At 65.6% G+C, this 26,045-nt stretch carries 27 protein-coding genes; 15 read left to right on the forward strand and 12 right to left on the reverse strand.

Annotated features, from left to right (window positions below; translation table 11 throughout):
* Positions 1–367: 367 nt before the first annotated feature.
* Genes pcaB through AB0L58_RS27475 form a run of 7 tightly spaced genes read right to left on the reverse strand, consistent with a single transcriptional unit; the run spans position 368 to position 6,756 of the window.
* Positions 368–1,720 carry a 3-carboxy-cis,cis-muconate cycloisomerase gene (gene pcaB, locus AB0L58_RS27445; protein WP_364390702.1) on the reverse strand — a complete coding sequence of 451 codons (1,353 nt, stop codon included), beginning with the start codon at positions 1,718–1,720 and terminating at the stop codon, positions 368–370.
* Positions 1,713–2,255, reverse strand: a complete 543-nt coding sequence (gene pcaG / locus AB0L58_RS27450; protein WP_364390703.1) for a protocatechuate 3,4-dioxygenase subunit alpha — start codon at positions 2,253–2,255, stop codon at positions 1,713–1,715. Before pcaG ends, pcaB begins: the two co-directional genes overlap by 8 nt.
* A complete protein-coding gene (gene pcaH, locus AB0L58_RS27455; RefSeq protein ID WP_364390704.1) occupies positions 2,248–2,970 on the reverse strand; it encodes a protocatechuate 3,4-dioxygenase subunit beta in 723 nt (240 codons plus the stop codon). The genes pcaG and pcaH overlap by 8 nt, the downstream gene beginning before the upstream one ends.
* Entirely contained in the window at positions 2,967–4,148 is a 1,182-nt protein-coding gene (locus AB0L58_RS27460) for a thiolase family protein (RefSeq protein WP_364390705.1), read from the reverse strand. The genes pcaH and AB0L58_RS27460 overlap by 4 nt, the downstream gene beginning before the upstream one ends.
* Complete coding sequence (locus tag AB0L58_RS27465; protein WP_364390734.1) at positions 4,145–4,891, reverse strand: CoA-transferase; 747 nt, start codon at positions 4,889–4,891, stop codon at positions 4,145–4,147. The genes AB0L58_RS27460 and AB0L58_RS27465 overlap by 4 nt, the downstream gene beginning before the upstream one ends.
* 32 nt (positions 4,892–4,923) lie before the next feature.
* Complete coding sequence (locus AB0L58_RS27470; RefSeq protein WP_364390706.1) at positions 4,924–5,745, reverse strand: CoA-transferase; 822 nt, start codon at positions 5,743–5,745, stop codon at positions 4,924–4,926.
* A gap of 36 nt (positions 5,746–5,781) precedes the next feature.
* A complete protein-coding gene (locus AB0L58_RS27475) occupies positions 5,782–6,756 on the reverse strand; it encodes an alcohol dehydrogenase catalytic domain-containing protein (RefSeq protein WP_364390707.1) in 975 nt (324 codons plus the stop codon).
* Between the two features lie 229 nt (positions 6,757–6,985).
* On the opposite strand from AB0L58_RS27475, the gene AB0L58_RS27480 reads away from it, so the two are divergent.
* Together AB0L58_RS27480 and AB0L58_RS27485 are read left to right on the forward strand one after the other, a co-directional pair.
* The gene (locus AB0L58_RS27480) at positions 6,986–8,845 is read left to right on the forward strand and encodes a TIM barrel protein (RefSeq protein ID WP_364390708.1); all 1,860 of its coding nucleotides are present in this window, start codon (positions 6,986–6,988) and stop codon (positions 8,843–8,845) included.
* A 68-nt stretch (positions 8,846–8,913) separates the two neighbouring features.
* Positions 8,914–10,299 (forward strand): MFS transporter, encoded by a 1,386-nt coding sequence (locus AB0L58_RS27485; RefSeq protein WP_364390709.1) that lies wholly within the window; start codon positions 8,914–8,916, stop codon positions 10,297–10,299.
* Positions 10,300–10,320: 21 nt separating this feature from the next.
* On the opposite strand, the gene AB0L58_RS27490 is transcribed toward AB0L58_RS27485, so the two are convergent.
* The gene (locus tag AB0L58_RS27490) at positions 10,321–10,815 is read right to left on the reverse strand and encodes a YbhB/YbcL family Raf kinase inhibitor-like protein (RefSeq protein WP_364390710.1); all 495 of its coding nucleotides are present in this window, start codon (positions 10,813–10,815) and stop codon (positions 10,321–10,323) included.
* 564 nt (positions 10,816–11,379) lie between these two features.
* On the opposite strand from AB0L58_RS27490, the gene AB0L58_RS27495 reads away from it, so the two are divergent.
* The 7 genes from AB0L58_RS27495 to AB0L58_RS27525 all read left to right on the forward strand — a co-directional run bounded on the left by AB0L58_RS27495 (position 11,380) and on the right by AB0L58_RS27525 (position 19,008).
* The gene (locus tag AB0L58_RS27495) at positions 11,380–12,234 is read left to right on the forward strand and encodes an alpha/beta hydrolase (RefSeq protein ID WP_364390735.1); all 855 of its coding nucleotides are present in this window, start codon (positions 11,380–11,382) and stop codon (positions 12,232–12,234) included.
* A gap of 2 nt (positions 12,235–12,236) precedes the next feature.
* Positions 12,237–13,265: a VOC family protein gene (locus AB0L58_RS27500; RefSeq protein WP_364390711.1), complete on the forward strand. Its 1,029-nt coding sequence runs from the start codon at positions 12,237–12,239 to the stop codon at positions 13,263–13,265.
* The gene (locus AB0L58_RS27505; protein ID WP_364390712.1) at positions 13,262–14,995 is read left to right on the forward strand and encodes a bifunctional 3-(3-hydroxy-phenyl)propionate/3-hydroxycinnamic acid hydroxylase; all 1,734 of its coding nucleotides are present in this window, start codon (positions 13,262–13,264) and stop codon (positions 14,993–14,995) included. The genes AB0L58_RS27500 and AB0L58_RS27505 overlap by 4 nt, the downstream gene beginning before the upstream one ends.
* Positions 14,996–15,021: 26 nt before the next feature.
* Positions 15,022–15,858, forward strand: a complete 837-nt coding sequence (locus AB0L58_RS27510) for a fumarylacetoacetate hydrolase family protein (RefSeq protein ID WP_364390737.1) — start codon at positions 15,022–15,024, stop codon at positions 15,856–15,858.
* On the forward strand, positions 15,855–16,802 hold the full coding sequence (locus AB0L58_RS27515) for an acetaldehyde dehydrogenase (acetylating) (RefSeq protein WP_364390714.1): 948 nt from the start codon (positions 15,855–15,857) through the stop codon (positions 16,800–16,802). The genes AB0L58_RS27510 and AB0L58_RS27515 overlap by 4 nt, the downstream gene beginning before the upstream one ends.
* The gene (gene dmpG, locus AB0L58_RS27520; protein WP_364390715.1) at positions 16,802–17,809 is read left to right on the forward strand and encodes a 4-hydroxy-2-oxovalerate aldolase; all 1,008 of its coding nucleotides are present in this window, start codon (positions 16,802–16,804) and stop codon (positions 17,807–17,809) included. The genes AB0L58_RS27515 and dmpG overlap by 1 nt, the downstream gene beginning before the upstream one ends.
* A gap of 74 nt (positions 17,810–17,883) precedes the next feature.
* On the forward strand, positions 17,884–19,008 hold the full coding sequence (locus AB0L58_RS27525) for an amidohydrolase family protein (RefSeq protein WP_364390717.1): 1,125 nt from the start codon (positions 17,884–17,886) through the stop codon (positions 19,006–19,008).
* On the opposite strand, the gene AB0L58_RS27530 is transcribed toward AB0L58_RS27525, so the two are convergent.
* Positions 18,998–19,654 carry a TetR/AcrR family transcriptional regulator gene (locus AB0L58_RS27530; protein WP_364390718.1) on the reverse strand — a complete coding sequence of 219 codons (657 nt, stop codon included), beginning with the start codon at positions 19,652–19,654 and terminating at the stop codon, positions 18,998–19,000. The genes AB0L58_RS27525 and AB0L58_RS27530 overlap by 11 nt on opposite strands.
* Before the next feature lie 139 nt (positions 19,655–19,793).
* Here AB0L58_RS27530 and AB0L58_RS27535 point away from each other — a divergent pair, with 139 nt between their 5' ends.
* The 4 genes from AB0L58_RS27535 (at position 19,794) to AB0L58_RS27550 (ending at position 23,678) form a co-directional block, all read left to right on the forward strand.
* The gene (locus AB0L58_RS27535) at positions 19,794–21,104 is read left to right on the forward strand and encodes a bifunctional o-acetylhomoserine/o-acetylserine sulfhydrylase (protein ID WP_364390719.1); all 1,311 of its coding nucleotides are present in this window, start codon (positions 19,794–19,796) and stop codon (positions 21,102–21,104) included.
* 83 nt (positions 21,105–21,187) lie between these two features.
* A complete protein-coding gene (locus AB0L58_RS27540) occupies positions 21,188–21,907 on the forward strand; it encodes an ABC transporter ATP-binding protein (RefSeq protein ID WP_364390739.1) in 720 nt (239 codons plus the stop codon).
* Positions 21,907–22,890 carry an aliphatic sulfonate ABC transporter substrate-binding protein gene (locus tag AB0L58_RS27545; RefSeq protein WP_364390720.1) on the forward strand — a complete coding sequence of 328 codons (984 nt, stop codon included), beginning with the start codon at positions 21,907–21,909 and terminating at the stop codon, positions 22,888–22,890. Before AB0L58_RS27540 ends, AB0L58_RS27545 begins: the two co-directional genes overlap by 1 nt.
* Positions 22,891–22,979: 89 nt before the next feature.
* Positions 22,980–23,678 (forward strand): ABC transporter permease, encoded by a 699-nt coding sequence (locus AB0L58_RS27550; protein WP_364390741.1) that lies wholly within the window; start codon positions 22,980–22,982, stop codon positions 23,676–23,678.
* 141 nt (positions 23,679–23,819) lie between these two features.
* Here AB0L58_RS27550 and AB0L58_RS27555 read toward each other — a convergent pair whose 3' ends face one another.
* The 3 genes from AB0L58_RS27555 to AB0L58_RS27565 form a co-directional block, all read right to left on the reverse strand.
* Positions 23,820–24,026 carry a hypothetical protein gene (locus tag AB0L58_RS27555; protein ID WP_364390721.1) on the reverse strand — a complete coding sequence of 69 codons (207 nt, stop codon included), beginning with the start codon at positions 24,024–24,026 and terminating at the stop codon, positions 23,820–23,822.
* Positions 24,027–24,039: 13 nt separating this feature from the next.
* Positions 24,040–24,489 carry a hypothetical protein gene (locus AB0L58_RS27560; RefSeq protein ID WP_364390722.1) on the reverse strand — a complete coding sequence of 150 codons (450 nt, stop codon included), beginning with the start codon at positions 24,487–24,489 and terminating at the stop codon, positions 24,040–24,042.
* Between the two features lie 158 nt (positions 24,490–24,647).
* Positions 24,648–24,797 carry a hypothetical protein gene (locus AB0L58_RS27565; RefSeq protein ID WP_364390724.1) on the reverse strand — a complete coding sequence of 50 codons (150 nt, stop codon included), beginning with the start codon at positions 24,795–24,797 and terminating at the stop codon, positions 24,648–24,650.
* Between the two features lie 446 nt (positions 24,798–25,243).
* Between AB0L58_RS27565 and AB0L58_RS27570 the strand changes: the two genes are divergently transcribed.
* Both AB0L58_RS27570 and AB0L58_RS27575 read left to right on the forward strand, forming a co-directional pair.
* Positions 25,244–25,498 (forward strand): hypothetical protein, encoded by a 255-nt coding sequence (locus tag AB0L58_RS27570; protein WP_364390725.1) that lies wholly within the window; start codon positions 25,244–25,246, stop codon positions 25,496–25,498.
* The gene (locus tag AB0L58_RS27575) at positions 25,479–25,952 is read left to right on the forward strand and encodes a DUF6879 family protein (RefSeq protein ID WP_364390726.1); all 474 of its coding nucleotides are present in this window, start codon (positions 25,479–25,481) and stop codon (positions 25,950–25,952) included. Before AB0L58_RS27570 ends, AB0L58_RS27575 begins: the two co-directional genes overlap by 20 nt.
* Positions 25,953–26,045 lie beyond the last annotated feature (93 nt).

Genomic DNA, 26,045 nt, shown 5'->3' on the forward strand with positions numbered 1-26,045 from the left:
AGTTCACGATCGCTGCTGCTGAAGCGGCAGGCGGCGAGCTTGCGTCGGCATGACCGGTCTGCCGTCGTCGGATCGGCCATGAGGTGGTTCACGTCGATGGCGTTCACGATCGCTGCTGCTGAAGCGGCAGGCGGCGAGCTTGCGTCGGCATGACCGGTCTGCCGTCGTCGGATCGGCCATGAGGTGGTTCACGTCGCTGGCGTTCACGATCGCTGCTGCTGAAGCGGCAGGCGGCCAGTCTGCGTCGGCACGACCAGTTCGCGATGATCGGGTACCGTCCGGCAGGCAGTGCACCTCGACCTCGGTCATGCCTGCGTCTCATCGGCGCTCGGCGCATTCATGGCCTGGCCGACTATTGATCGTTCGATCATGACCTGTTCCGCCAATCGTCGAGTGCCCGTTCGATGAATTCGTGTGCCGACCCGAGGTACTGCGCCGGATCGAGCAGGCTGTCGATCACCTGTCGGTCCAGGTACTTCCCGACGACCGGATCGGCGGCGAGCAGATCGGCGAGCGGGCCCGCACCGGCGAGGGCGGCCTGGCAGCACTGCGTGACGGCATCGCCCGCCGTATGCCTGCCGACTTCGCCGTCGGATGTCGAAACCAATTCGGTCACCACATTTTCCGCGAGCACGAGGCCGCCGGTGCGGTCGAGGTTGGCTCGCATCCGCTCGGGGTCGACTCGAAGTCGTTCCAGGCTGACGCGCAGCCAATGCACCGCGGAACCGGTGGTGCGCAGCAATTCGACGTACGGCCGCCATTCCGCATGCCACGAGCCCGCCGCGCGCTGATGTTCGTGGGCGGCCGCGCCGAGCAGTGCGGCGACCAAACCCGGTGCCTGCCCGGCGGATCCGGCGGCCAGGACGGCGCCGACCGGATTGCGTTTGTGCGGCATGGTCGAGGACCCGCCCGTGCCCGCCGGGCCCTCCTCGTGGACCTCCGCCACCTCGGTCTGCGCCAGCAGCGTGATATCGCGGGCGATCTTGGCCACCGCCGCGCAGGTCTGCCCGAGCGCCCCGGCGATCTCGGCGATGCGGCCGCGTTCGGTATGCCACGGCAGGGCCGGTTCGGCCAATCCGAGGTGCCGCGCGAGTCCACTGAGAACAGCGATCCCGTTGTCGCCCAGGGACGCCAGCGTGCCGACCGCCCCGCCGAACTGCACCGCCGAGCGGTGCCGCCGGATGTCGTCGAGCCGATCCAGGGCCGCGGCCAGACCGCCGAGCCAGCCTGCCGTAGTGAGGCCGAAGGTGATCGGCGGGCCCTGCTGGAGCAGGCTGCGCCCGGCCAGCAAGGTGTCGGCGTGGATCTCGGTGAGCTGCGCCAGCCGTGCGGCGCAGGCGCGCAAGTCGTCACCGAGGACGGTGAGCGCCCGGTGCGTCACCAGCATGGCGGCGGTATCGCAGACGTCCTGGCTGGTCGCCCCTAGGTGTACGTATCCGGCCGCGCCGCCCGCGACACGCGCCGTGAGCGCCCGCACCAGCGGCCCGGCCGGATTACCGATGCCGACCGCCTGCGCGCCGAGCTCGGCGATATCGTAATCGTCTGCCTCGCAACAGCTTCGGATCGCGGCCGCGGCCTCGGGTGGAATGACTCCGGCCGCGGCCGATGCGGCCGCCAGCGCGCCTTCGAAGTCGAGCATGGCCTGTACCCACGCTCGGTCGCCGACCTGCGCCGCGACCGGACCGGCCGCGAGCACACCGTCGAACAGTCCGTCAGACATCGAAGAACACCGTCTCGTGCGCACCCTGGAGGTACACATCGAAAACGTAGCCATCGGGTCCGTTCGCGGCGATCAAGGTACCGCGACGCTCCGGTGGCACCGCGGCGAGCACCGGATCGGTCGCGTGCTGGTCGGCGTGCTCGGGGAAGTAGACGCGCGTGACCACTCGGTGCAGCAGACCTCGGGCGAATACGGACACATCGATATGCGGGGCCTGCCCATCGCCGAGCGGGCCGGGAACCACGGTGTAGACCGCGAATTCGCCCGCCAGGGTGTCGCTGCGGGCGAAGCCGCGGAAATGTTCGGCGACACCGCGACCGTCATCCGGATGCGCGATATGCCCGTTCGCGTCGGCCTGCCAGATCTCGACCATGGCGTCATCGATCGGCTCGCCGACACCGTCGAACACCCGGCCGCGAAGCCAGGCGGCGCCGGGCGTGCCGAGCGGCACGGCGTACGGGCCGTCGTCCCAGGTGAGCCCGATGTGCAGATAGGGGCCGACGGTCTGTGAAGGCGTGGTGGGCAGATTACTCATCGTCCTCGTCGTCCTCGAAAGGCGTGGCATCGCTGCCACGCAATACGATGTCGAACTCGAAGGCCAGCGCGTGCTCGGGTTCACTGCGCTCGAGATCGAAGCGGCTGATCAGCAGTGGGCGAGCGGCCTCGGGCACCGAGTTGAAGATGGGGTCCTGGCCGAACAACGGATCGTCCGGAAAATACATCTGGGTGACCAGCCGCTGGGTGAAGGCGCGCCCGAACAGCGAGAAGTGGATGTGCGCGGGCCGCCAGGCATTGTGGTGGTTGCGCCACGGGTAGGCGCCGGGCTTGATCGTGGTGAACTCGTAGCGGCCCGCGCCGTCGGTGATGGTGCGCCCGACGCCGTCGAAATTGGGATCCAGCGGACTGTTCCACCGGTCGCGGTCGTGGCGGTACCGGCCACCGGCATTGGCCTGCCAGATTTCGATCAGGGAGTTCGGGATCGGCTTGCCGTCACCGTCGAGCAGGCGGCCGTACACGATGATGCGCTGTCCGAGCGGTTCGGCACGGTGCTGCGCGGTCAGGTCGTTATCGGTATCGGCGAGCCGGTCGGCGCCGAGCACCGGGCCGGTGAGTTCGGTCAGTCGCTGCGGCAGCAGCACCAGCGGCTGTTTCGGATGACGCAGACCGGTGGATTTGTAGCCCGGGTAGTCCAGCGGCGGGTGGGTGTCCGCCTTGTCCTTTCGATAGCCTTGCGGCGCATGGGTTTTCATGATGTCGCCTCCAGAACAACGGCCAGTCCCTGGCCGACGCCGATACATAATGCGGCCAGTCCCCACCGGCGGCCGCCGCGCCGCATTTCGCGGGCGAGTTGGTTGATGACGCGGCCGCCGGATGCGCCGAGCGGGTGCCCGATCGCGATCGCGCCACCGTTGACATTGACGATGTCGGGGTCCACTTCCGGCCAATCGGCAAGGCAGGCAAGCGATTGCGCGGCGAAGGCCTCGTTCAATTCGACCACACCGAGATCGCCCCAGCCGATTCCCGCGCGCCGCAGGGCGATTCGCGCCGCTTCGACCGGACCGATGCCGAAGATATCCGGATCGACACCGGCCGCACCGCGTCCCGCGATCCGGGCCAGGGGGGTGCGGCCGAGTCGATCTGCCATGGTTTCGTCGCCGAGCAGCAGTGCGCAGGCGCCGTCGTTGAGAGGTGAGGCATTTCCGGCGGTGACGGTGCCATCCGGCCGGAACGACGGCTTCAATCCCGCCAACCGCTCGACGGTCGTCTGCGCCCGCAGCGACTCGTCGCGTGCCAGCTCGGTACCGGGGACGGCGACGACATGATCGTCGTAGAAGCCGTTGTCCCAGGCCTTGGCGGTGAGCTGATGGCTGCGCGCGGCGAATTCGTCCTGTGCCGCCCGCTCGATGCCATAACGACCCGCCAGGATTTCGGTGCTCTCGCCCAAGGACACCGTCCACTGCGCGGACATTGCCGGATTCACCAGCCGCCAGCCGAGTGTCGTGGAATGCAGCGTCTCATTGCCGACAGGAAATGCCTTGGCGGGCTTGGGCACAACCATGGGTGCACGGCTCATCGATTCGACGCCGCCGACGACAACCGTTGCCGCGTCACCGGTTTCGATCATCCGGGCGGCCTGCACGGCGGCGTCCATGCTCGACCCGCACAGCCGGTTCACGGTCGTGCCGGGCACCGAGGTGGGCCAATCCGCCAGCAGTGCTGCCATGCGTGCCACATTGCGATTATCCTCGCCCGCCTGGTTGGCCGCCCCGAAGACGACCTCGTCCACCGTCGCCGGGTCCAGATCGTTGCGGTCCGCGAGCGACCGCAGCACAACGGCGGCGAGGTCATCGGGCCGGACGCCGCTCAGCGCCCCGCCGTACCTGCCGAACGGGGTGCGAATACCGTCGTAGAGAAATGCGCTGGTCATGTGGCGGCTTTCAGCGCTCGCAGGGTGGCGAGTTCCGAGGCCGTCGGCGGCTCGCCGATTGCGAGATCCGGCGCGACCCGTAGCTGCCAGCCGGTGGCAGCGCGGACCTGTTCGACGCCGACTCCCGGATGGACCGCGACGAGGATCAACTCGCCGCTGTCGTCGGGCCGCATCACCCCGAGGTCGGTGATCACCAGCGTCGGGCCCGCGCCGCGCAGGCCGAGCCGGGCGCGCTCGCCGTTGCCACGACCGTGCCCGAACGAGGTGATGAAGTCGACTTTCTCGACGAAGGAGCGCCGCGACTGGCGCATGACGACGAATACCTCGCCACAGGAGGCGGCAATCTCGGGCGCGCCACCGGCTCCGGGCAGGCGGACCTCGGGATGGGTGTAGTCGCCGCCGATGACAGTGGTGTTGATATTGCCGTACTTGTCGAGCTGCGCGGCGCCGAGGAATCCGATGTCGATCCGACCCGGCTGCAGCCAGTAGTTGAATATCTCCGGCACGCTGATCACCGCGTCGGCGGTCTCGGCGAGCACGCCGTCACCGATGGAGGCGGGTAGCCGGTCCGGCTTCGACCCCAATGTCCCCGATTCGTAGATCAGGACCAGATCTGGTGCGTGGGCATTGCGTGCGAGATTGGCGGCCGTCGACGGCAGCCCGATTCCGACGAAGCACCGCTGGCCCGCACCGAGTGCCCTGGCGGCGGCGATCGTCATCATCTCGTCGGCGGTATATGCCATTTCCATTGTCGTGGTCGAGGTTTCGGCGATGGTCATACTGTCTCCGTGGTGCCGGTGTACACATGTTCGTCGAGCCAGCGGGTGAAGGTGTCGCGATCACGGCTGATCGCGTCCCACGCTTCGTAATAGGCGTTGTCGCGTTCGGAGTAGCCCTGTGCGTAGGACGGATGTGCGCCGCCGGGTACTTCGGCGACCGCGGTCACCGCCCACGCGGGCAGCACGATCGCACCGGGGACCGGGGTCAGTTCGTCGACGATTTCCTCGACCGTGACCAGGCTGCGCCGTGCGGCGAGCACCGCCTCCTTCTGCACCCCCAAAAGTCCCCACAGCTGCACATTTCCGGTGCGGTCGGCGCGCTGGGCATGGATGACCGTGACATCCGGGTTGATCGCCGGAACCGCGGTGAGCCGCTCGCCGGTGAACGGGCAGGTGATCGGTTTGATGGTGTCGGTGACCGTCGGCAGATCGGTGCCGACGTATCCGCGCAACACGGCGAACGGCAATCCGGACGCCCCAGCGACATAGCGATTCGCCATCCCCGCGTGGCTGTGCTCCTCGATATCCAAGGCCGCGGGCCAGGCCTGCTGTACCGCGTCGCGGAACCGGTGCAGCGAGCCGACGCCGGGGTTGCCGCCCCAGGAAAAGATCAACTTGCGCGCGCAACCGGCCCCGATCAGCTGGTCGTAGACGATGTCCGGGGTCATCCGCACCAGCGTCAGATCCCGCTTGCGCTGGCGGATGATCTCCTGTCCGGCAGCCACCGGAATCAGATGTGTGAACCCCTCCAGCGCGACCATATCGCCGTCGCGCACGAGTTCGCCGACCGCGTCGACCAAGGACGCAATCCTGGCCATATCACTCCTTGTGCTAAATAGTGGGAAACCGGCCGCTCATCCGAGCCGAATCCAGCATTTGCCGGGGGTGGAGCGCACCGAGGCGAAGGCCCGATCGGTGTCGTCGAGCGCGAATTCGGCCTGTAGCACTCGACTCGGCGCGATCGCTTCGGAATCGAGCAGCGCCGTCGTGTCGGCGAAATCGCTCGGGTGGTCGTAGATCAGTGAGCCGATCAGTCGTAGCTGGCGATAGACGAGGTCGAAGCTCGACAACGCCAGCGGTTCAGCATTGAGACCGATGAGCACCGCGGTACCGCCTGCGATGAGCCGACCCAATGCCGGGGGGAGTGCGGCGGGCACGCCGGATGTCTCGAAGAGATAGTCGAATCCGGATGCCGATTCGTCGGCGGTGACCGCGCCGAGGGATTCGGCGAGCGCGCGCCGGCCCTCGTGTGGCTCGATGACCGCGGGTTTGATTCCGGCGGCGACCAGCAGCTCGCACAGGAACAGGCCCTGTGAACCCGTCCCGACCACCAGGCAGCTGTCACCGGCCGTGATACCCGAACGCCGGATGGCGGCGCGGGCGACGGTCAGCGGTTCGGTGCAAACCAACTCTTCGAGCGGTACACCTGCCGCGACCGGAAAGGCGAATTCGGCTGGTACGGCGACCAATTCGGCGATGACGCCGGGGGAGTTGATGCCGAGGATGATCCGGTTCGGGCAGGCGGAGGTGAAGCCGGAACGACAAGCCGCGCACGTCATACAGCAGTAATTGGGCTCGATCGCGACGTGCTGGCCGATCCGTTCCGCGGCTATCTCGGTGCCGACGGCCACGATCTCGCCGACGCCTTCGTGGCCGACGATCCACGGCAGCTCGGGCACTTGCCGATGGCCGTGGTAGACGGACAGATCGGAGCCACACAGGCCGACGCCGAGCATGCGCACCAGGACATCGCCCGGCCCGCAGACCGGTTCCGGCAGCTCCGCGATCGCGATCCGCTCGGGCGCAACCAAGGTAGCCGCCTTCATCATGCCTCCTGTTGTGCGCTATACGTACATCTGGTTGATATGCGAACATCTTAAGACGAATCCGGCGGTGACTCAAGTCCCATCTATTGATCGATGACATGGTGGAAGCCGTCTGTTGCGGGCATTTCCCCAGCAAAAGGGACTTGTTGACAGTGACTCGCATCACCTCTACTCTGATTTCACATTACGCACACGTGTTCGCAATGCGAACAGATTAGCTCGAGGAACCACCGTGCCTGCATCGACGCGATATCCGAGGACCGCTCGGCGATCCATCGCCACCGTGTGCCTGTCCGGAACCCTCGAGGACAAACTCACAGCGGCCGCCGCCGCGGGCTTCGACGGCATCGAACTGTTCGAAAACGATCTGATCGCCAGCCAACTCGGCCCGGAGCAGGTGCGGGAACGCTGTGCCGCGCTCGGTCTGTCGATCGACCTCTATCAGCCGTTCCGTGACTTCGAGGGCGCACCGTCGGACGCATTCGAGGCGAATCTGCGGCGCGCGGAACATAAATTCGATGTGATGGCGGCGCTCGGCGTCGACCTGGTTCTGGTGTGCTCCTCGGTCGCGCCGGACACGATCGATGACGATGATCTCGCCGCCGATCAGCTGCGCGTGTTGGCGGAGCGCGCGAGCGAACGCGGTTTCCGCATCGCCTACGAAGCCCTCGCTTGGGGTGCGCATGTCAGCACGTGGGACCATTCGTGGCGCATTGTGCAGCAGGTCGGTCATCCGGCGCTGGGATTGTGCCTGGACAGCTTCCATATCCTTTCGCGCGCAAGCGATCCCGCGGGTATCGCCGAGGTGCCGGGGGAGAAGCTGTTCTTCCTGCAACTCGCCGACGCACCGCACCTGACCATGGACGTGCTGCAGTGGAGCCGCCACTACCGGCTGTTTCCCGGCCAAGGGGCCTTCGATCTGCCCACCTTCCTCGGCTATGTCCTCGATGCCGGATACGCGGGGCCGCTATCGCTCGAAGTATTCAATGATGTATTTCGCCAAGCTGATCCGGCCCGTACCGCCCGCGACGCGATGCGGTCGCTGCGGTGGCTACAGGAGCAATACGGTGGCGATGCGGCCGACACCGCCGTGCCAGCCCTGCACGGCCACGCCTTTACCGAACTCGCTGTCGGCAGCGTGGCCGCCGCGCGAATCGGGGAAACGCTGTCCGCCATGGGTTTCACCCGCACCGGACAGCATCGGACCAAACCGGTTCAGTTGTGGCAGCAGGGCCGTGCGCGAGTCCTGTTGAACAGCACCGTCACCGCACACCATCATGCGGATCTGGCCGAGATCAGCGCATTCGCCGTGGAGAGCGGCGACCCGGCTCGCTCGGCCGCACGCGCCGAGGCGATGTTGGCTCCGATCCTGCCGCGCGAATACGGTCCGGCCGAGGCCGATCTCGCCGCCGTCGCCGCGCCCGACGGCTCCTCGGTCTTCTTCTGCCGCACCACCTCCGACGGCTGGCTCGGCGACTTCGACCCCACCGCAACGGCATCGGTGACCGCGGACGTGGCCGCGACCGCCGTAACCGGGATCGACCATATCGCCCTGGCGCAGCCCTTCGACTACTTCGACGAGGCTTCGCTGTTCTACCGCGCCGCCCTCGGTCTGCACGCGCACCACGACACCGAATTCGCCGCACCCTACGGACTGGTCCGCGACCGCGCCGTCGGCAATGACGACCAGACCGTGCGCATCGTGCTCAGCACCACCCTGCTGCGCCGCGGAAGCTGGGCGCCGGGCGTCTCGGATCCCCAGCACGTCGCCTTCGACACCGACGACATCTTCGCCACCGCCGAAGAACTGCGCCGACGCGGCGCTCCGGTGCTGACCATTCCGGCCAACTACTACGCCGACCTCGACGCTCGAATTGCTCTTCCCGCAGACCGACTCGACCGTATGCGGCGGCTCGGCATCATGTACGACCGCGACGAACACGGTGAGTTCTACCACCTCTATACCGAAATCCTCGGCAGCCGAGTGTTTTTCGAGGTGGTTCAGCGGGTGCGCGGATACGCCGGCTGCGGCGCGGTCAATGCGCCGGTTCGCATGAGCGCGCATCGCGCGCGCCGCCTCGCAAACCACTGACCTCTCCCTGAATCCGATGGACCGAGAAAAGAATTGCGGCGCCGCTGCCGTGTCGAAGGAGAAGTAAGTTGAACACCCCGACGCCCTCGCAACCGACGAATGTGCGCAAGTCACCACGGAAGGCCGCCGCCAGCGGCTGGATCGGCGGTGCGCTCGAGTACTACGACTTCTTCATCTACGCGCAGGCCGCGGCGCTGGTCTTCCCGTCGATCTTCTTTCCCAAGGGCAATCCATCCGTTGCCATCCTGGCGTCGCTGGCGACCTTCGGGGTCGGCTATGTCGCCCGGCCGCTGGGTGCATTCGTGCTCGGACACTGGGGTGACCGGCACGGCCGCAAGAACGTGCTGGTGCTGTGCATGATGGCCATGGGAATATCCACCTTCCTGGTGGCACTGCTGCCCACCTATCACAGCGTCGGCTATCTGGCTCCGGTGCTCCTGGTGGTGTTGCGGTTGATCCAGGGCTTCGCCGTCGGCGGCGAAATGTCGGGTGCCAGTGCCATGATCGTCGAGCACGCCCCGTTCGGGCGCCGCGGATTCTTCGCCAGCTTCGCGTTGCAAGGTGTGCAGGCCGGTCAAATCCTCGCCGCCGCGGCGTTTTTGCCGATGTCGGCGCTACTGCCCGATGACGCGTTCCAGTCCTGGGGTTGGCGAATTCCGTTCCTGCTCAGCGTCGTTGTGCTGTTCGCCGGGTATCTGATCCGACGCCGGGCCGACGAAACCCCCGCATTCCAGGCCGAGCAGGCACAGCAGGAGGTCGTCGCCTCGCCGATTGTGCAGGTCGTGCGGGAGAACGGGTCGAATATGCTGCGCGTGATCTGCATGGCGCTGATGAACGCCATTCCGACGGCTACGACCATCTTCGGCGCCACTTACGCCACCAACCACAGCTATGGGATCGGCATCGGCAAGACGACGTTTCTGTGGATTTCCGTGCTCGGCAATGTCGTCGCGGTCCTGCTGATTCCGTTCGTCGGGAGCCTCAGCGACCGAATCGGCCGTCGACCCTGCATCATCGTCGGCTCGCTCGGTTCGGGCGTCCTGTCGTTCGCCTATCTGGCCGCCATCGCGCACGGCAGCGTCGCCCTGACATTCGTCCTCGCCATCCTGATGTGGGGCGTCGTCTACCAGGGCTACAACGCCGTCTTCCCGGCGTTCTATCAGGAAATGTTTCCCACGCGCACCCGTGTCACCGGCTTCGCGGTCTCGCAGAACATCGGTACGGCCATTACCGCCTTCCTGCCCACCGTCTACGCGATCGTCGCGCCGCCCGAATCGAACGTTCCGCTCATCGTCGGCGCCTTCACCTTCGGCTGTGCCGTGATCGCCGCGGTGGCCGCATTCTCCGCGCGCGAGACATTCCGCATCCCGCTCGAGGATCTCGGTGCCCCGGATGCCGCCCCGATGTCGCGCGAGGACTACTCGCGCCTGCGTGCCGAGGCGATCGCGGCGTAAGGATGTGCGGTGCCGGGCCGGTCAGGCGGCGTACAGGCCGACCAAGGTACCGCTCGCGATGACGTGGTCCGTGATGGCCGATCGGACCACGTCGGCCGTGGTGTCCGGGGTGAATCCGGGCGACTGGTCCAGGGCGTAGAGGCGGAAGAAGTACCGGTGCGGTTCGTCGCCGACCGGCGGTCGCGGACCGCTCCAGCCGATTTCACCGAAGTCATTGGGACCCTCGACGGCCCGGGGCGGCGTCGCCTCCGCCCGGATGCCGGTCGTGGTCGGCGCGATGCCGGTCATCAGCCAGTGGGTGAACGGTCGGCCGGGTGCGTCCTCGTCCTCGCACAGCAGGACGAGTTCTGCGGCGTCGTCGGGGATACCACTCCACTCCAGCGGCGGGGCCACATTGCCGCCGTCGTAGGAGTAGCGGTCCGGAATTGTCGAGTGGTCGGTGAAGGCGGCACTGTGCAGATCCGCGCGTACCGGCGTCCGTTGCACGTCGTTTTGGTGGCTGGTGGTGTTGGGCATCGTTTCCTCCGGTCGACGGGCTTGCTGGTGCGAAGCTGTCCGGCGATCCGAGGTCTGCGCTGTTACCTCGTACTCGCCGAGCAGCGTCACTCTGCGGATTGCCACTGGACCGTCCGCTAAACCGCGGCTACCCGGACTCCTGCCTCGTGCTCCGGGCTCGACCCTCCGACGGGCACCGTGTGCGGCGCCATGGCGAGCATCGCGTAGCCGACCAAGGCCGCGTGCGGCAAAGCCGCCTGATGTTGTTCGGCCGCTCACGTCGAGGCGGAGATCCGCCACAGCCGAGCGTCGGCATCGGTTCATCCGTGGCCGAGTCGACGTGCGCCAATGCGCTCGACAAAGCATTTCGGCGCGACATCGACGGCGCATGATGGGGTTCGTAGGCACTCGCGATTCGTCCGACAGCGAGGTTGCTCAACTTTGATGATGATTTCGTCATATTTGACAAACGCAGTCAAACATGGATGAGCATCATTCTGATGTTTCCATCATTTCCTCTTGACAGAGCATGTGCTCGTGACTGATGATTTCATCAACAACGTCGTGGAGGTAGCTGTGACAAGCATCGACAAGGGGGTCGGCGCCGGGCGGGCGGTCCGGGTCGGCAAGCGCGAGATCTTCTGCAGCGAGGTCGGATCCGGTCCGGCGGTGCTGCTGCTGCACGGTGGCGGACCGGGTGCGACCGGGCTGTCGAACTACTCGCGCAATATCGAGGCGCTGGCGCGGCGGTTTCGCGTGATCGTGCCGGATATGCCGGGCTACGGGCGTTCCTCGAAGTTTGTCGACCAGTCCGACCCGTTCGGCGACCTCGCGCGGGCGGTCGGGGGTCTGCTGGACGAACTCGGCGTGGACTCGGCGCATCTGGTCGGCAACTCCTATGGCGGTGCCGCGGCACTGCGGTTGGCGATGGACCGGCCGGAAAAGGTCGGCCGCATGATCCTGATGGGGCCCGGCGGTATCGGTTCCACGCGCGCGCTGCCGACCAAGGGCCTGCAGGAGTTGCTCGCCTACTATCCGGGCAGCGGACCGAGCCGGGAGAAGATCACCCGGTTCATCCGCGAATACCTGGTGTTCGACGGAGCCGCGGTGCCCGACGAACTCATCGAGCAGCGTTTTCAGGCCAGCATCGATCCCGAGGTGATCGCGCATCCGCCGCTGCGCAGGCCATCGGGGCCGTTGGCCCTGCGGACGCTGTGGCGGATGGATTTCACCCGGGATTCGCGGCTGCGCGAAGTGGTCCATCCGACCCTGGTGATCTGGGGCACCGATGACAAGGTCAACCGTCCCGAGGGTGGTCGGATGCTGGTCGAGGCCATGCCCAACTGCGATCTGTATCTGGCGGCCAATACCGGGCACTGGGTGCAGTGGGAACGCGCCGAGCTGTTCAACGCAATGGCCACGGCATTTCTCGAGGGATAGCGGTGAACGAATTTCTGCGCCCCAACACCGATGCCTCGGTGTTCGGCTCGGTGCATCTGGGATATGTTGCGGTGCAATCTAATCGGCTGCCGGAATGGCGTCGCTTCGGTGGTGAGGCGATCGGCATGCACGTGGACCAGGTCGACCGCAATGCGCTGCGCCTGCGTCTGGACGAGCGCGCCTGTCGATTCCTCGTCCAGCGTGGTCCTGCCGAGGATGTCACCGCATTGGGCTGGCACATCGATGATCACGAAACCTTCGACCGCATTATCGCCCGGGTGACCGATCGCGGTGTCCCGGTCGTCGAGGGCACCCCGGAAGAGACGGCGCTGCGTGGCGTCGAGCGGCTGTGGCGCTTTCCGGGTCCGAAGGGTATGGCGCAGGAGATCTTTACGGCCCCGATAACCACACCCGAACCACTGCGGATGCTCAGCTCCGGATGGGTGACGGGGGAGTCCGGAATGGGCCATGTCGCGATCGTCTCGCGCGAACCGGAAGCGATGCACGGGTACTACCACACGGTTTTCGACTCCCGGCTGAGCGATTACATCGATGAGAACGTCTCCGGTTTGAAGATGAAGATCCGATTCCTGCGGGTCAACGAGCGCCACCATTCGATCGCCATCGCCAATATTCGCGGAGTCAAGATCGATCCGATTCGAACTCGGGTGCAGCACATCAATATTCAGTCCGCGACGCTCGACGATATGCTCGCCGCATTCGGGCGGGTGACCGACCTCGGCTTCCGCATGGCGTGGTCGGTCGGTCAGCACACCAATGACCGCGAATTGTCCTTCTACTGCGTGACGCCGTCCGGTTTCGAACTCGAGGTCGGCTGGAACCCGGTCGTGATCGGACCGGAACTCGAATCCACCTGGGAACCGACGACCTACCAGGGGATCAGCATCTGGGGTCACGCCGCGGTCGGGGAGACGCTGCTGGACAAGTTCGCCCAGTTCCGCCGGGCACTGCGGACCGCGACCACGCCGGAGATCACCGTTGCGCAACTGGCAGGAGGACTTTCGCGATGAGTAGGACCGACTACGACGTGGTGGTCGTCGGCCTCGGCCCGACCGGCCTGACACTGGCCAATCTGCTGGGGCGGCGCGGTGCGCGCGTGCTCGTGCTGGAACGGGAACCGGAGTACTACGGACTCGCGCGGGCGGTCTACACCGATGACGAGGGCATGCGCATCTTCCAAACCGCCGGCGCGGCAGACGAACTCGCTGCCGATATGAATGTCGACTCCACCGTACAGTGGGTCCGCGGCGACGGCCGGGTGCTCGTGCAGTTCCATCAGACCGACCGTCCGCTGGGGTGGCCGGTGGTCAACTTCCTGTACCAGCCCTACCTCGAGAACACCCTGGAAGGCGCTCTCGGGCGCTATCCACATGTCACCGTCCGCCGTGGCCGCGAGGTCGTCGATTTCGACCAGGACGAATCCGGCGTGAGCGTCGAGCATGCCGAGTGCCGTGGCACCGGATACGGCAACCGCCCACCGGATACCGACCCGAGGACCGCCGAGCGGGTGCGCGCGAAATTCCTGGTCGGCTGTGACGGTGGGCGCAGTGTGGTGCGCACGAAACTCGGTATCGACATGAGCGGGACCAGCTTTCCCGAGCGTTGGCTTGTGGTGGACCTGAAGGCGAAGGACGGCGTCGACGCGTTCCGGCATCTGCCCTATTTCAACTTCATCTGCGATCCGGCGATGCCGGTCGTGTCCTGCCCACAGCCGGATGGGCATCACCGCTTCGAGTTCATGCTGACCGAATCCCAGACCAAAGCGGAGATGGAGGATCCGGACAACGTCCGCCGCCACATCGCGCGCTATGTCGATCCGGGCGAGGTCGAAGTGCTGCGCAAGCTGGTCTACACCTTCAATGCCGTGGTCGCCGACCGGTGGCGGGACGGGCGGATCCTCATTGCCGGTGATGCCGCGCATATGACGCCGCAGTTCGTCGGACAGGGCATGAACTCCGGGGTGCGCGATGCGGACAACCTGTCGTGGAAGCTCACCGCCATCCTCGAACAGGGTGCGGACCTGCGGATTCTGGACAGCTACGAGTCCGAACGGCGGCCGCACGCCAAGGCGATGATCGATTTCTCGGTGCTGAACAAGAACATCGTCTCCTTCGACAACAAGCTGGTCGCGGCGGCCCGGGATATCGCACTCACCGCCGCGCTACGAACGCCCGGACTGGGCGGCTGGATTCGCGCCGCGAAGATGAAACCGGCGCCGCGCTTCCGTCGCGGTGCCTACCTGGGCCTGTCCCGGCGTGGGCTGCGTGGTGTCGAAGGCACAATCGCTCCGCAACCGGATATACGGACCTACGACGGACGGCATCGGCGGTTCGACGATGTGCTCGGCCTCGGATTCGCGGTCGTCGGCAATGGGGTCGACCCGCGTGCCGTGCTCGGTGCCGACGACCTGGCGAGATTGCGGGCCTGGAGCGCTCGTTTCGTCACCGTGTATCCGCTCGGCGGGCGTCCGCAGGGGGAGCCCGGTGACGGCCGCACCACCGGCGACGACTATGCCGATATCGAAGACCACACCGGCACTTTGACCCGGTGGTTCGCCAAGGCGAGCGTCGGAACCGGCGGCCTGGTGCTGCTGCGTCCGGACAAATTCGTTTTCGGCACCGCCGCCGCGGGGCGCAGCGAGTCCTTGATCGCCGCGCTCTTCCAACAGCTCAGCGGATCGCTTCCGGCACCGCCGCAATCGGACTCGGTCCAGACCCACCACCTCGAGGAGGCTCGATGAATACAACGGCATCGCGTGGCGATTCGATGAGGGGTGGTGGCCGGGTGCCGGACGGGCTCGTGACCGATTCCCCCGCAGTTCGTGCCGCGGCCGAACGGCTATCGGTCGCCACGGCGACCGGAGCGCCGATCGCACCCGTGCGCGACCTCATCGGCCGGGACGACGTCGAATTGGCGTACGCGGTGCAGCGGATCGGTGTCCGGCACCGTGCTGGCGCCGGAGCCGAGCTGGTCGGACGCAAAATTGGGCTCACCTCTCCGGCGGTCCAGCAGCAGCTCGGGGTGGATCAGCCCGATTTCGGTGTGTTGTTCGCGGATATGAACGTCACCGAAACACCTGTGGCACAACGGCCGCCGCTACTGCAGCCGAAGATCGAGGCCGAACTGGCCTTCGTACTGCGCGCCGACCTGGACGACGAGCAGTTGGATGCGATCAGCGTCCGCGGGGCGGTGGATTACGCGGTCGCCGCATTGGAGATCGTCGACAGTCGCATTGCCGACTGGGATATCAGCTTCGCCGACACCGTCGCCGACAACGCGTCCAGCGGCTGGTTCGTCCTCGGTGCCGAGCGACTGTCCTTGGCCGAATTCGAACCGCGCGAGATCGCGATGAATATGACGATCGATGACGAAATCGTCTCCACCGGAACGGGCTCCGCGTGCCTCGGCGATCCGCTCATCGCGCTGGCCTGGCTGGCCCGCACCGCCCGTGACTTCGGTGATCCGCTGCGCGCCGGTGAAATCGTCCTGTCCGGTGCGCTCGGGCCGATGGCACCGTTACGTCCCGGTGCTCGGGTTAGGTCCGAATTGTTCAGTGGCACAAAGACACTCGGTGCCGTCGACTTCACGCTGGAGGAAATATGAGCCGCACCAAGGTCGCCGTCATCGGCTCGGGCAATATCGGCACCGACCTGATGTTCAAGGTGCTGCGGCTGTCGGAAGCCCTGGAGGTCGCCGCCATGGTCGGCATCGATCCGGACTCCGACGGACTGGCCCGCGCCGACCGGCTCGGCGTGCCGACCACCGCGAGCGGTGTCGACGGACTCATCGCCATGCCGCATTTCGACGAGATAGATATCGTTTTCGACGCCACCTCCGCCGGAGCGCACCGTGCCAATGCCGCCGCGCTGACACCGCACGGGAAACGCCTGATCGACCTGACCCCGGCCGCGATCGGACCGTTCGTCGTGCCCGCTGTCAATCTGGACCAGCACCTCGACGCTGCGAACGTGAATATGGTGACCTGTGGTGGCCAGGCCACCATCCCGATCGTCGCGGCCATCTCGAGGGTCACCGAGGTGCCCTACGCCGAGATCGTCGCCTCGATCGCATCGAAATCCGCCGGACCCGGTACCCGCGCCAATATCGACGAATTCACCGAAACGACCGCGCAGGCGATCGAGGCGGTCGGCGGCGCGACCCGCGGCCGGGCGATCATCATCCTCAATCCGGCCGAGCCGCCGCTGATCATGCGTGACACCGTACTCGCGTTGATCGGCGATCCGAATCCGCAAACCCATGCGGCCGTGCGGGAATCGATCCAGACGATGATCGCCGAGGTTGCCGCCTATGTACCCGGCTACCGGCTCAAACAGGACATCCAGATCACCGCGGCGACGCCGTCGCAAACTCTGGTCGGCGATACCGTTGTCACGCATCAGGTCTCGGTATTCCTCGAAGTCGAAGGCGCGGCGCACTATCTGCCGTCCTATGCCGGAAATCTCGACATCATGACCTCGGCCGCACTGCGCGTCGCCGAACGCCTGGCCGCAGCACCGGTTTCGGTGCCGATCCCGGAGAGTGTGTAATGCCGGAAGTCTTCTTGCAGGATGTGACGCTGCGCGACGGTATGCACGCATTGCGCCACCGCATCACGCCGAAAAACGTTGCCGCCGTCGCGGCGGCGCTGGATGCCGCGGGAGTCGACGCGGTGGAGGTCGCCCACGGCGACGGTCTGCACGGCGGCAGCCTCACCTACGGACCGGGCAGCCACACCGATTGGGAGTGGCTCGAAGCCGCCGCGGGTGCATTGCGGTATGCCCGGCTGACCACACTGTTGCTGCCCGGTATCGGCACCATCGACGATCTGCGCCGCGCCTACGACCTGGGCGTGCGTTCGGTACGGGTGGCCACCCACTGCACCGAGGCCGATATCGCCGCCCAGCACATCGCCTTCGCGCGCGAAATCGGTATGGACGTCTCCGGCTTCCTGATGATGAGCCATATGAACACCCCGGCCGGGCTCGCCGCACAGGCCAAGCTCATGGAAGCCTATGGCGCACACTGCGTTTACGTCACCGACTCCGGCGGACGGCTCACCATGGACGGGGTACGCAAACGCGTGCGCGCCTACCGGGCCGTGTTGGACGAGAACACCGGGATCGGTATCCACGCGCACCAGAACCTGTCGCTGTCGGTCGCCAATAGTGTCGTGGCCGTCGAGGAGGGCGTGACCCGCGTGGACGCCTCGCTGGCGGGGCTCGGCGCGGGTGCGGGCAATACCCCGCTGGAGGCATTCGTCGCGGTCGCCGATCTCCAAGGCTGGGAGCACGGTGCGGACCTGAACCGGCTCACCGATGCAGCCGACGATCTGATCCGACCGCTGATGGAGCGACCGGTGCAGGTGGACCGGGAGACATTGACCCTCGGCTACGCCGGGGTGTACTCGAGCTTCCTGCGGCACGCCGAAAAGGCCTCCACCACATACGGAGTCGACGTGCGCACACTATTGACCGAGGCCGGACGCCGCGGCCTGGTCGGCGGACAAGAAGACATGATCGTCGATATCGCACTGGATTTGACCGCTCAGCCGTAGCGCTCGCTTGCGGTCGCTCGAAAGGTCGGCCGGGAGGGGCTGCTGGTTTGGACAACACCGAAGGGCACAGTGCTGTGGAAGATTCCTCCCCGCTGGCGGTCAGCCGTCGCCGCGCGCTCGCCGACGCGACGCTCGGCGCGTTCGGTGCGGCCGCCATGGTAGCGATGCCGAGCGCGCATGCGGCCCCGGCCCGTGCCCGGCAGCCCGCGCCGTCGGGCACCTATCGCATCGACCTGCACGCGCATTTCCTGCCGCCGGACTACCGTGCCGCACTGTTGGAGCACGGTCACCTCACCATCGGCGGCTACCCGACGCCGGAGTGGTCGCCGGAGCAGGCGGTGGCATTCATGGACTACTACGGTATCCAGGCGCAGGCACTGTCGGTATCGGATCCAGGGGTGTCGTTTCTGGCCGGTAAAGAGGCCAGCGATATGGCCCGCTACTGCAATACCTACGCTGCCGGGCTGTTCCGGTCGAATCCGACGCGGTTCGGCGCCTTCGCCGTGCTGCCGATGCCCGATATCGCGGCCGCGATCGCCGAGGCGAGCTACGCACTGGACGAACTGCACCTCGACGGTGTGATCCTGCTTTCGGCGTATGACGGTGTCTACCTGGGGGATCCGCGCTTCGAACCGCTGATGATCGCGTTGAACCAGCGCAGTGCCTACGTCTTCGTGCATCCGGCCGCCATTCCCGATACGAGCAAGCCCAAGCTGCCGCTGCCGGACTTCCTCGAGGAGTTCACCTTCGACACCACCCGCGCGGCGACCATGATGATGGTCACCGGAATGACCCAGCGCTACCCCAACATTCGTTTTCAACTCGCCCACGCTGGTGGCGTGCTGCCGTTCTTGTCCTGGCGCATCAGCGTGGCGCAAACCGTAATAGGCGACTTGTGGCCGCAAGATCTGCCGAAACCGTCGGTCCTGGATATGCAGAACCAGATCTCGCGGTTCTACTACGACACCGCGCTCAGTGGTTCGGCAGCCGCCATGTCCGGCACCCTCGCCGTGACGAACCGTGATCACATCGTCTTCGGTTCCGACTGGCCCTTCAGCGCACTCACGCTCCCGCAGCGCGGTTCCCACGATCCCGCACCCGGACTCAGCGAGATCTTCGACGCCGATCAGCGCATGGAGGTCGAACACCACAATCCGCTGCGGCAGCTGCCCCGACTGGCCGCAGCGGTCAAGGGCTGATCAGCTGGGGCTGCGGCGGCAGTTCGCTGGACACCAATTTCTGTGCCGAGCGCTTGTTCATGCCGAACATGCGCAGCACATGGAAGGTCATCTCGTCGGTGAGCGCCCCGGCATCGGCCTCGGGCCGGGCGTCCAATAGCTGCAGCAGTCCCAGCAGTGCCCCGCCTGCGGCCATGATCGCCATATCCGGGTCCATCGGCTCGAACCGGCCCGCCTCCTGGGCGGCCGTGATGTCGCGGCGGGCGCGCGGGGCCAGGCCCTCGTCGCGCAGCAGCACCGACGTGCCGGAATTCAGGAGCACCCGCACACCCTCCGGGATCTGGCGCTGCAATCGCCCGGTCATCCGGAAGCTCACCGCGAATACCTCGGCGGGATCGTCGTACAGGGCGACGATCTCGTCGCGCATCTCGCTGTAGATCTGCAGGACCGACCGCACGGCCTCGTCGAACAACTGCTCCTTGGATTGGAAGTGGTTGTAGAACGAGCCGAATCCGACATCGGCCGCATCGGTGATCTCCTGGATGCTCACCGCGGATCGCCCCTCCGCCAAGAACTTCTGTGCCGCACCGATCAGCGCATTGCGCGTCCGCTCGCGCCGCCGGTCGATGCGGTTGCCCACCACACCCGCCACCATGCCCTCTTCCATCGATTCCGTTATCGAAATCGTATCTGATGAAAAGGTCAGAGTCGATTCCGGCCTTGGTTCGGCGGTGATCCGCCCGGATTCGGTTCCGGCTGAATGTAATTCTCGACACTTTGTCCGGCGCTTCTTAGTGTCCGTTGACGTGACCACCAGCGACCAGACCCAGGCCGACCCGAGCGCCGACTGGAGCTTCGAGACCAAGCAGATCCACGTCGGACAGACGCCGGACGGGACCACCAATGCCCGTGCCCTGCCGATCTACCAGACCACTTCCTACACGTTCCGGGATACCGCCCATGCGGCGGCGCTGTTCGGTCTCGCCGAACCGGGCAATATCTACACCCGCATCATGAACCCGACCCAGGACGCCGTGGAACAGCGCATCGCGGCGTTGGAGGGTGGTGTCGCGGCGCTGCTGCTGGCATCCGGACAGGCCGCGGAGACCTTCGCGATCCTGAATATCGCCGGTGCGGGCGATCACATCGTGTCCAGCCCACGGCTGTACGGCGGCACCTACAATCTGTTCCGCTACTCGCTGCCGAAGCTGGGCATCGAGGTCAGCTTCGTCGAGGATCCGGATGATCTGGACCAGTGGCGCGCGGCGATCCGGCCGAATACCAAGGCGCTGTACGGCGAAACGATCTCCAACCCGCAGAATCACATCTTCGACATTCCCGGCATCGCCGAAATCGCCCATGCCGCAGGCGTTCCGCTGATCCTCGACAACACCGTCGCGACGCCGTATCTGATCCAGCCGCTCGCCCACGGCGCCGATATCGTGGTGCATTCGGCGACAAAGTATTTGGGCGGCCACGGTGCGGCCATCGCGGGTGTGATCGTCGACGGCGGCACCTTCGATTGGACCGGCGGCCGCTTCCCGGGCTTCACCACACCGGACCCGAGCTACCACGGCGTGGTGTACGCCGACCTCGGCGCTCCCGCCTACGCACTCAAGGCCAGGGTGCAACTGCTGCGTGATCTCGGCTCGGCCGTCTCGCCGTTCAACGCCTTCCTGATCAGCCAGGGCCTGGAGACGCTGAGCCTGCGGATCGAACGGCATGTGCAGAATGCCGAGGCGGTGGCGGACTTCCTCGCGGCGCGGCCGGAGGTGACCGCGGTGTCCTATGCCGGGCTGCCGTCCTCCCCGTGGTACGAGCGCGGCCGCACCCTCGCACCCAAGGGCGTCGGCGCGGTGATCGGCTTCGAATTGGCCGGTGGGGTCGATGCGGGTAAGCGTTTCGTGGAGGCGCTCACGCTGCACAGCCATGTCGCCAATATCGGCGATGTGCGCTCGCTGGTGATCCATCCGGCCTCGACCACCCACTCCCAGCTGACTCCGGAGGAGCAGTTGGCGGCGGGTGTCACCCCTGGCCTGGTCCGTCTCGCGGTCGGCATCGAGGGCATCGACGATATCCTCGCCGATCTCCGCGCCGGATTCGCGGCCGCGCAGTAATCGGCTCATCCGTGTTACCCACTGCCAGTCGTGCCGCCGGGGTCGCATTGTGCGGCCTCGGCCGCAGTTTCGGCGCCCATACCGTGCTGCGCGATATCGAATTGGAGATCGCGCCGGGTGAGGTGATCGCGCTGGTCGGTCCGTCCGGCAGTGGGAAGTCGACCCTGCTGCGGGTCATCGCCGGGTTGGACGAGCCGACCGAAGGCGAGGTCGTGCTGGACGGTCGGCCGATGCGTGGTATCGACCCGCGCTGCGCGGTGGTTTTCCAGGAGCCGCGGCTGCTGCCGTGGCGCGATCTCGCGGGCAATGTCGCACTGGGTCTGCCACCGACCGTCTCGCGGGCCGAGGGCGAGGCAGAGGTGCGACGCGGACTCGAGATCGTCGGCCTGGCCGGATTCGAGGGACATCGGCCGCGACAGGTGTCCGGCGGGATGGCGCAGCGAACGGCATTGGCGCGTGCGCTGGTTCGCCACCCGGGTGTGCTGCTGCTCGACGAGCCGTTCGCGGCGCTGGATGCGCTGACCCGGCTGCGGATGCAGGACCTGCTCGACGAGGTGCAGCGAGCCGCGGGCATCACGGTCGTACTCGTCACCCATGACGTGGACGAGGCGCTGCGCCTCGCCGACCGCATCGTCGTACTCGAAACCGTCAGTGGCGAAACGGTTTTCACAATCGGCGCGGCGCTGGAGGTATCCGCCGATCGGCCTCGTGAGGATACCGACCCGGAGTTGGCCGCACTGCGGCTCGACCTACTCGAACGACTCGGCGTTCCGCGCCGCACCACCGTCAAGGAGACACTCTGATGAGACGACCGACGATCGTCCTGGCAGCCGTCGCGGCGACGGTGGTGGCACTGCTTTCGGGCTGCGTGGAAGGCGAGAAGTCCGGTGCGGCCGGGCCGGGTGCGGGTGAGGTGCGGCTCGACTACGCCTACTACAACCCGCTGAGTCTGGTCATCCGGGACCAGCACTTGCTGGAGCAGTCCGGTGCCAACGTGACCTGGGTGTTCTCCGCGGGCAGCAATAAGGCCAATGAAAGCCTGCGCGCCAATGCGATCGATGTGAATTCGACCGCAGGTTCCGCGGCACTGCTGGCAAAGGCCAATGGCACACCGCTGCAAACCATTTCGGTCTACAGCAAGCCGGAATGGACCGCACTGGTCGTCGCGAAGAACTCACCCATCACCTCGGTGGCCGAGTTGAAGGGGAAGAAGATCGCGGCGACGAAGGGCACCGACGCCTATTTCACGCTGCTGCAAGCACTGCAGACGGCCGGTCTCACCGCCAAGGATGTGGAAGTGACCAACCTGCAGCACGCCGACGGCAAGACCGCGCTCGAACGCGGCGATGTCGACGCATGGGCGGGTTTGGATCCCTATATGGCGCAGACCCGTCAGGAGCAGGGTTCGCGCTTGCTGTACCGCAACGCCAACTTTCAGACCTACGGGACACTCAATGCCCGCGCGGATTTCATCGCGCAGCATCCGGACCGGGTTCAGGCCGTCGTCAATGCCTATGAGCAGGCGCGGGTTTGGGCACTGGCGCATCCGAACGAACTCGCACAGCTACTGGCAACGGAATCGAAGACCTCCCTCGATGTCGCCAAGGAAACCCTCGAACGGACCGTGCTGAAGGTCGATCCGGTGCCGGGCGAGACCCAGCGGGCGGTGCTCACCCCGATCGTGCCGGTTATCGTGGCCGACGGTGATGTGCGATCGAAGGACGCCGCCGATACCGCACTCGGCGCACTCTTCGAGCCGAAATTCGCACAGCAGGCCATTCGGTGACGGTGACCCCGACCGCACCGCCGCGTGTCACGCGCCGGATCCGCTGGGACCGGGTGGCACTCGGAGCGGTCGTGCCCGTGCTGCTGCTGTTGCTGTGGCAAGGGGTGACCTCGGCCGGACTGTATTCGTCGAGCCAGCTCGCCCCGCCCGCGGAAGTCCTTGCCGCACTGCGGGAGTTGGTGCAGCGCGACGAATTGTGGAGCCATCTGGCGATCAGCATCCAGCGGGTGCTGCTCGGATTCGCCAGTGGGGCGCTCATCGCACTGGTGCTCGGTGCGGTGGTCGGGCTGTTCGATATCGCCCGCGTTCTGCTGGCTCCGACTGTCGGATTGTTCCGCACGGTGCCATCGCTGGCGTGGGTGCCCCTGCTGCTGTTGTGGCTCGGCATCGGCGAAGAACCCAAGATCGTGTTGGTGGCCATCGGTGCGTTCTTCCCGATCTATACGACAACGGCATCGGCGCTGGCGCAGGTCGATCCGCACCTGACCGAACTCGGCCGCGCCTATGGACTGCGCCGGGCCGCGCTGCTGTTCTCGATCCAATTGCCCGCAGTGGCGCCCGCGGTCGTCAACGGCCTGCGACTCGGCCTGGCCAATGGTTGGCTGTTCCTGGTCGCGGCCGAGTTGATCGCCTCGTCGAAGGGAATCGGATTCCTGCTGATCGACAGCCAGAACAGCGGCCGCACCGACATCATGCTGCTGGCCATTGTGCTGCTGGCCTTGCTCGGCAAGATCAGCGACACCGTATTCGCCTTCGCGGAAACGAAATTGATCGACAACCGATTCTGAACCCGGCGCGGCATCGTGCTCGAGATGTTGCTGGACAAAGGAATAGCGATCCGATCGCAGGCAGTCGGCGACCCCGTTCAAAACTATCGACGAGTAGCTGTCAACAGCGCCGCCCGCATTCTCGCACTGGGATTGCTGACCTCACTCGTCCGGGGTGTAGTCGGCGTACTGTCCCGACTTGGGGAAGGTGGCTATGGCTAACTCTCGGGCGGCTTGGACCAGAGCGGCTATGGCCCGGTGCTCCGGACCGAGGTACCGGCCCGCCTCCTCTGTGATCTGTTGGAGCTGGTCTCGCAGCCTTGCTGAGGTTTGCTTGTCGAGTGCGCCGGGGGGTTCCGTGGTAGACATGCCGCTCCCGTGGTCAGAATCGGTTAGGGCACTTGGAGGTCGGTACCTCCGCGGTGCCGGATGCGTTGTTGTAGGTGAACTGGTGTCCCTGAATCTTGCCCCGTATGCCGACGCTGACGCGCCATCTCCCGGCGTAGCACGCGGCCGACACCGTGTAGGAGTGTCCACCGGCCCGGTACGGCGGCGGGACGCTGGAATCGGTTCGGGTGGAGGCAACCTCCCACCGGCCACCCTCTTCGTGCTCGAGTGCCAAGGTAACTATGTGTTCGTCCGGCGCGACATCACAGGCGGCAATACCGTCCCCGGTGATCTGGGGCGGTAGCACTGTCGGCACGCTGTGCGTGAAGTCGAAATCGCAGCTGAGGGCAGCGTGGGCCGTGCCGGTGCCGACCGTAGCCGCTGGACTCATGCCGATCAGCACGGCCGCAGCGATAATCCCTGGTCGCGCGATATTGGTCTTCAAAGGTAACCCCCCGATTTTGATGGATCCGAATCGGTCAGTCCGGACTTAACTCGCTCTAGAAGATCGGGCGTTGGAGGTTCCCATTCGGCAAAGCTGGAGAGACGAAACAGGCCCAATCCGGCACTGGGGTCTCGTTCCGGAAGATCTTCGTCAGCCATCTAGATGCCGCCTTGCTGACGCAGGTCTTCGCGTTCGATCCGTTCCTGGATTGCTTGTACAGACTTCTCTTTCGGTATCCGCTGAGGCCAGAACACCAGCGCGAAGAACGCGACCAGCGGAACAGCGAACGCAACACTGAGCCCGATCATGCCGCAGGCCCGTCTGTGTCGGCATTGCCGGTAGCCCGGGGTTCAGACCCCCGCCACTCCAGATATATCCCGGAGGACTCGTCTTCGTCGCCGTTTTCGGCGACCTCCAACAACCCTCCTGGAAACACGAACAGTCTTGTGCGCCTGTCCATCTCGACTCCTGTTGTCCGGTGCTGGTAGGCACCCCGTGACCGGTTGGCGTCACATGTCACGGGGGCCGGCTCAGACGCTACGAAGCCAGGACCAACCCGGTCCATCTTCATGCTCAAACATGCTCCAAGTAGCCCATACTGCAACAGAACGAGCATCGGTGAGCGATCATCAAGAGTGCGTCAGCATAAGTACGCATAAGACCGAAAAGGGAGGAAGTCATGCGGTTAAGGTTCCTGGGCAAAGGCGGTACCACGGGTGGAGGATGCCCGAGTCTCTATGCAACCGACCGGAATATGTACCTGGTGCAGGGCTGGAAGACCGATGATCCCGGCGTGATCGAGATCCCGCATCTCCTTCTCGGCTACGCCGAACCGGACACGTTCATCGGAGCTATCCTCAGCGACACCGGCCGGGGCACATTCATCCTGACCGGTACACCGGTTGCAGACCCGGAAGTACTCGACCAAATGGACATCTATCCAGATGAAACCGTTATCGAGGTCCCGAAGGAAGAGAGGACGTTCTACGGTGCTACTCGCGCAGCATGACGCATTTCTGCGCCTATTCCACGACGCGAAACGAGAAGCATTCCACCTGGAGGTGCGGGATACGTACGAGACACCGGAGGAGTCCGAGCCATTCCGGAAGTTCATGGCGAATGAGCCCGATGATTACGGTTGGTTTCAACCCTGGCTCACGCATGTCCGGGAAACAACCAGCCGGGGCGTTGTCGTTCTGCGTGCTCGCGTAGTTTCAGAGCCTCATACCGATTACACGCGGTTCGCTAGGGCAGTGGCTCGGTTCAACGTGGAGGCGGGCGAAGATGTACGTTATCTCCCCCGTAATCTCATCAACGCTGACGAGTTGACGGCAGATGATTGGTGGCTGTTCGATGACGCTGTTCTGGGTTTTACCGTATTCGAGCCTTCGGGACGTTGGGCTGGTGCGGCGGTTACTACCGATCCGCGCATTGTTGAATACGCCCGTGAGGTGAAAGAGTGAGTGTGGGCTGAAGCTATCCCGCTGAAGGATTACGCGACCGGTGACCAGTTCACTTCATGAGGCTAAGGAAGCTCTCGGGGCTCGGCTTCGAGA

Source organism: Nocardia sp. NPDC052112 (genome assembly GCF_040680135.1).
Classification (GTDB): Bacteria; Actinomycetota; Actinomycetes; order Mycobacteriales; family Mycobacteriaceae; genus Nocardia.